The 5,771-nt window shown below is 61.9% G+C and carries 6 protein-coding genes; 2 read left to right on the forward strand and 4 right to left on the reverse strand.

Annotated features, from left to right (window positions below):
* Positions 1-34 precede the first annotated feature (34 nt).
* Positions 35-175, forward strand: coding sequence for a hypothetical protein (locus tag AC5E6N_RS22845; RefSeq protein WP_491749968.1), 141 nt, complete (start codon positions 35-37; stop codon positions 173-175).
* Positions 176-187: 12 nt separating this feature from the next.
* Here the strand turns inward: AC5E6N_RS22845 and AC5E6N_RS22850 are convergent, their stop codons facing one another.
* From AC5E6N_RS22850 to AC5E6N_RS22865, 4 genes are all read right to left on the reverse strand, one after another.
* Entirely contained in the window at positions 188-1,018 is an 831-nt protein-coding gene (locus tag AC5E6N_RS22850; RefSeq protein WP_491749963.1) for an ABC transporter substrate-binding protein, read from the reverse strand.
* A gap of 20 nt (positions 1,019-1,038) precedes the next feature.
* Entirely contained in the window at positions 1,039-1,794 is a 756-nt protein-coding gene (locus AC5E6N_RS22855) for an ATP-binding cassette domain-containing protein (RefSeq protein WP_491749964.1), read from the reverse strand.
* Complete coding sequence (locus AC5E6N_RS22860; protein ID WP_491749965.1) at positions 1,787-2,494, reverse strand: ABC transporter permease; 708 nt, start codon at positions 2,492-2,494, stop codon at positions 1,787-1,789. The genes AC5E6N_RS22855 and AC5E6N_RS22860 overlap by 8 nt, the downstream gene beginning before the upstream one ends.
* 147 nt (positions 2,495-2,641) lie before the next feature.
* Positions 2,642-3,979 carry a putative bifunctional diguanylate cyclase/phosphodiesterase gene (locus AC5E6N_RS22865; protein WP_491749966.1) on the reverse strand — a complete coding sequence of 446 codons (1,338 nt, stop codon included), beginning with the start codon at positions 3,977-3,979 and terminating at the stop codon, positions 2,642-2,644.
* A gap of 324 nt (positions 3,980-4,303) precedes the next feature.
* Here AC5E6N_RS22865 and mutL point away from each other — a divergent pair.
* On the forward strand, positions 4,304-5,771 hold a 1,468-nt coding region (gene mutL, locus AC5E6N_RS22870; protein ID WP_491749967.1), incomplete at its 3' end, for a DNA mismatch repair endonuclease MutL.

The following is a 5,771-nucleotide window of genomic DNA, read 5'->3' on the forward strand; positions in this document are numbered from 1 at the left end:
CTACCCGAATGTCGAGACCATGGACGGGCTGAGCATGGCCTTTGACGACTGGCGCTTCAACGTGCGCGCGTCAAACACCGAACCGCTTCTGCGGCTGAATGTGGAAGCGCGCGGCGATACCGAACTGGTCGCGAAAAAGGTCGCAGAGATCAGGGGCCTGATCGAGGCCCCGTAACACCGGACCCATTCAACTGCCGCCATCCTCGGCATTGGGATGGAAAAGCTGCTGTCCTTCCAGGCGGAACGCCGCGATCGCGGCCTGCCCTTCCGGGCCGAGCAACCAGTCGACAAAGAGCTGCGATGCCTGCTGCTTGATATTCGGGCAATGCGCCGGATCGATGGTGACGACACCGTACTGATTGAACAGCGCCGGATCGCCTTCCAGCAAGATATCGTGCCCGGCCCGGTTGCCGAAGCTGATCCAGGTGGCACGATCGGTCAGGACATAGGCCTCCATGCCGATGGCGACATTGAGCGTGGCGCCCATCCCGGAACCGGTTTCGCGATACCATGTACCGCTGCTGGCCACCGGATCGATACCTGTGTCTTGCCACAGCGAGAGTTCCTTCTTGTGGGTCCCTGAATCGTCGCCGCGCGACACGAAGGCGCTGCCTTCACGCGCGATCTTTTGCAGCGCGGCGCCGATCTCGGTCTCATCGGCTATGCCGGCGGGGTCACCGGCGGGACCGACAAGGACAAAGTCATTATACATGACATCATGGCGCGCCTTGCCGCCGCCGTCGCGCACAAAGGCCTCCTCCGCCTGCCTGGCGTGGACGAGCAGGAGGTCGCCGTCGCAATTGCCGGCATTCTTGATGGCCTGTCCGGTGCCCACCGCAACCACGCGGACCTGAATGCCCGTCTTTTCCTGAAATTGCGGCAGCAGATGATCGTAGAGACCGGAATTCTGCGTCGATGTGGTCGACTGCAGCAGGATGAATTCATCGGCCGACAGGGCCACGACTGTGGCGACCAACAGGGCTGCGGCGGCGGTTCCAATTGTTCGCATAATAAACATCGTAGAGGTCCTTTCCTTATCTAAATCAATATTTTGCCGGAGATAAAATCCTGCGCCTGGACAGTCGAAGGCGATCCGAAAAAGCGGTCCGTCGGTGCATGTTCCACCACCTTGCCGTGATGCATGAAGATGACATCGTCGCCGATGCGCCGGGCCTGTGCAAGGTCGTGGGCGATCAGCACAATGCGCATGCCGCCCCTGCTCGCATCCTTGACCATTGCCTCAATCGTCTGCGTCGATGCCGGATCGAGGCTTGATGTCGGCTCGTCCAGGAACAGAAGGTCCGGCGCGGTTGCCAGCGCCCTCGCCAGAGCAAGGCGTTGCGTCTCGCCCCCGGACAACACCCGCGCGGAGGAATTGATCAGCGCCGAGAGGCGCGCGGCGTCCAGTGCCCGTTCGGCCCTTTCCCGCGCTTCGGCATTGCCGTAGCCGACGGCGCGCAAGGCATATTCGATGTTGGACCGGGCGGAGCGGCGCAGCAGAACCGGCCTTTGCAGGACCATTCCGAAGCGGCAGTAGCGCTGCCGGTCAGGCGGCACGCCGTTCCACAGGACGGTGCCGCTGTCCGGTTCGAGCAACCCGGCCATGATGTTCAAAAGCAGCGATTTGCCCGCGCCGTTGGGCCCGACCAGCACCGTCGTGCCGGTTCCGCCGATCGTCAGGGCGCCGACATCGAGAAGCACCCGGCCCTTGCGGCGCACGAACAGCTCTTGCGCCGTGACCGGCAATATCGGCTTGGTCGCCTCCTGCAGGGCGGAGCGGCGCGGTTCATCCATAGGCGGACCGCTGTGCCGCCGCGCGCAGGAGATAAACCAACGCGTTGACCGCAAAAGCAAGGACCACCAGCACGATGCCCAGGCCCAGCGCCAGCCCCAGATTGCCCTTCGACGTTTCCAGCGCGATCGCCGTCGTCATGACCCGGGTGACATGATTGATGTTTCCGCCCACGATGATCACTGCGCCGACTTCCGCTATCGCCCGGCCGAAGCCCGCCAGGAGCGCTGTCATCAGGCTGTAACGCGCCTCCCACAACAAGGTACGCAGCCGCGCGAACGGCCCGCGTCCGAAAAGCATGAGCTGGTCACGATATTCGTCGTTCAGATCTTCCAGGGTCTGCCGTGTCAAAGCCGCGATGATCGGCATGACCAGGATCGTCTGTGCGATGATCATGGCGGTGGGTGTGTAAAGAAGCTGAAGCGGCCCAAGCGCGCCGGCATTCGACAGCAGCAGATAGACCACAAGTCCGACAACGACCGGCGGCAGACCCATCAGCGCCGTCACCGTGACGATGACGACACCGCGCCCCGGAAACCGCGACACCGCAATGAACGCGCCGACCGGCAGGCCGATGATCGCGCCGATGATCACGGCGGTGACGCTGACTCTCAGCGACAGCCAGACGATTTCCAGAAGCCCCGGATTAAGACCCATGACAAGCCGGAACGCCTCGGGAAAGGATGCGGCAAAGTCCTGCATTTTCAGTGCACTGCCCGATCTACGAGGAACAATGCGCTTCTTAATACGTGAAGTCGGGCAACCATCATACCCAAAACGGCAAAATTGACGGCACCAGTGTCGCTTTCACGCCTGGTTCGACCCGCTGTGCGGCGGCCGTCGCTTCAATCAGCTGTAATGTTCCGACGCCAGGATCAGGTCTTCAACGTCGCTCGCGCTCATCGGCCTGCCATAGAGGTATCCCTGGCCGAAGACGCATCCGAGCTGCAGCAACTTCGCGGCCTGCTCGACGGTCTCGATTCCCTCGGCAATGACTTCAAGATCGAGTCCCTCGCACAGGGCGATAATTGCCTTGACGATATGCTCCGACGGACGATCCCTGGTTATTTCGGAGACAAAGGCGCGATCAATCTTGACCTTGTCGAGCGATATCTCGCGCAGCCGGCCAAGGCTGGACTGCCCGGTCCCGAAATCGTCCAGCGAAATCGAAACGCCTTCCTTATGCAGCCGGTCAATGATGTCGTTGGCGATGGCGGCATCGGCCATGACCGCCGTTTCAGTGATTTCCAGCCCGAGGCGCGACGGCTCGAGGCCGACTTCGGCAAGAACGGCCATGATCCTGCCATGGGTCGAGGGATCGACCAATTGGACCGAGGACAAATTGAAGGACAGGTATTTGTCGTCCGGCCAGTTCAGAGCGGCCCGGGCCGCCTTCTTCAGCAGCACATCGGTCAGGGATTCGATGATGCCGCGCTCTTCGGCCAGCGGAATGAAGGTTCCGGGAGAAACCTCGCCGAGTTCCTCATCGTACCAGCGCGCCAGCGCCTCGAAACCGATCGGCACGCCCGTGCGCAGGTCGACAATGGGCTGGAAAAGGATGTCCATGTCATGCGCGATGACGGCGCGGCGCAGCGATTGCTCGACCTGCGTCGTGCGCTTCATCTCGTCGGCAATGTCGGCCGAATAAAGCGTGACCTGCCCGCGCCCGCGACGCTTTGAACGATAGAGCGCCGTATCGACATTCTCCATCAGTTCCTTGTAGTCCTCGCCGGCATAGGGGTAGATTGCAAGACCCAGGGACGAGGACAGCCGCACCGTCCTTGAACCAAGATCATAGGGTGCGGACAGCACCTCCTGGAAAAGCTCGCTGATCCTTTCCGCGCCGGTCTCGTCGAAAACCAGCGGCAGGACAAAGGCGAAGGCATCGTTCTCCAGCCGCGTGACGACGGCCTCCTGCGGCATGCATGCACGCAAGCGGTGTGCAACCTGGCACAATATGTCATCGCCGGCAGTGCGCCCGAAAAGATCGTTGATCGGCCGGAAACCGTCGATATTGACGAGCCCGATGGTGAAGGGCGCCGGATCGAGCGAACGCTCGCGCACCAGTTTGGTGATCTTTTCACGAAGTCTCGTCCTGTTGCCGAGACCGGTCAAAGGATCCGTATAGGAGATCGCGTCCGCCCCGCCCATGGTCCGTAAATGACCCGGGGCCAGTTCAACTGACATCGCCTCTTCCTTGCGCCCACATGGTGGAGGAACACCATTTTTCCGGTTTTGAAAATGACCTATGTAGGTTAAAAAACACCTATCGACAGGTTGTGCAATTTAGGGATACACACCTCAACTTGTTGAAATCAATCAGCTTAGTTTCGCAATCTGAGATATCTTCACCTCTGAAGATCCCGTTCGGAAACCTGAATTGCAGCTTTGAAAGGTCCGGAGACGCCACTCGGAACGGCCTTTGTCCGAAAACCATCGCGATCCGGGAATTTTCCACGCCGAAGCAAGGAATTATCTTTCCTTGGCCACACGAATCCGGGATGATCGGCCATGACCGTCAGACAGCTTCCCGAAACACTGATCAACCAGATCGCCGCCGGCGAGGTCATCGAGCGCCCGGCCAGTGTCGCCAAGGAGCTGATCGAAAACGCGGTGGACGCGGGCGCGCGACGCATTGAAGTCGCGACCGCCGGCGGAGGCAAGGCGCTGTTAAGGGTCGCGGATGATGGATGCGGCATGACACAGGACGATCTGGCGCTTGCCGTGCGGCGACACTGTACATCCAAGATCACAGATCATCTCGACAGCATCGCCACGCTCGGCTTTCGCGGCGAGGCCTTGCCGTCGATCGGCTCGGTCGCGAAGCTGAAAATCCAGAGCCGGACCGGCCATGCGGACAGCGGATACGAAGCGCGCATTGCGGGCGGAAAGGAAGAGCCGGTTCGGCCGGCGGCGACCAATCCCGGTACGATCGTCGAGGTGCGCGATCTGTTCTATGCAACGCCGGCACGGCTGAAATTCCTCAAAAGCGACCGGGCGGAATCGGGCGCGGTCACCGAGGTTTTCAAGCGGATCGCCATTGCCTTCCCGCAGGTGCGGATGACCCTTTCGGGCTCCGACCGATCCACGCTGGATTATCCGGCGACCGGCGAGGACAGGCTGGCGCGCATCGGCCAGGTGCTCGGCAAGGACTTCGCCGACAACGCCATCGCCATCGATGCCGAACGTGAAGGGGTGCGGCTTACGGGATTTGCCTGCGTTCCCACCTATAATCGCGCCAATTCGCTGCAGCAATTCGCTTTCGTCAACGGGCGGCCGGTGCAGGACAAGCTCATCATGTCCGCGCTGCGCGGTGCCTATGCCGACACAATTCCGCGCGGCCGCTATCCGGTTGCCGTGCTGTTCATCGAGCTTGACCCGTCGCTCGTGGACGTCAATGTGCATCCGGCAAAGGCCGATGTACGGTTTCGCGACCCCGGCCTCTTGCGCGGGCTCATCGTCGGTGCCATCCGCGAGGCCCTGAGCCGCGAGGGCGACAGGTCCTCAAGCCTCGGCACACAGGACCTTTCAGCCGCCTTCCGGCCCCGGTTCGGCCCGGGGTCAGGACGTTTCACACAGGAGCGGTCCAACGCCGCGCGCGGTTACGATCCGGCGAACTCCCCGTTCAGACCCCACGAGGGGGCGGCTCCCTCCGGACTGTCGGAGGACGCGCAAAGCGGCTTTGAGGCATTTGCGCATCCCACGGCGCGCAACGACGCGCCAGAGGTGCACGCACCCGCGGCGGATCATCCCCTCGGCGCGGCGCGGGCCCAGCTGCATGAGAACTACATCGTGGCACAGACCGGCGACGGGCTTGTCATCGTCGATCAGCACGCGGCCCATGAGCGGCTGGTTTACGAAGATCTGAAGCGGTCGCTCGCAGCGGGCGACACGGCCGCGCAACGGCTTTTGATACCGGAGGTCGTCGATCTGCCGGAGGACGATTGCGCCCGGGTCATGGTTCACTGCCAGGAACTGG

It is taken from the genome of Hoeflea sp., from assembly GCF_984452065.1.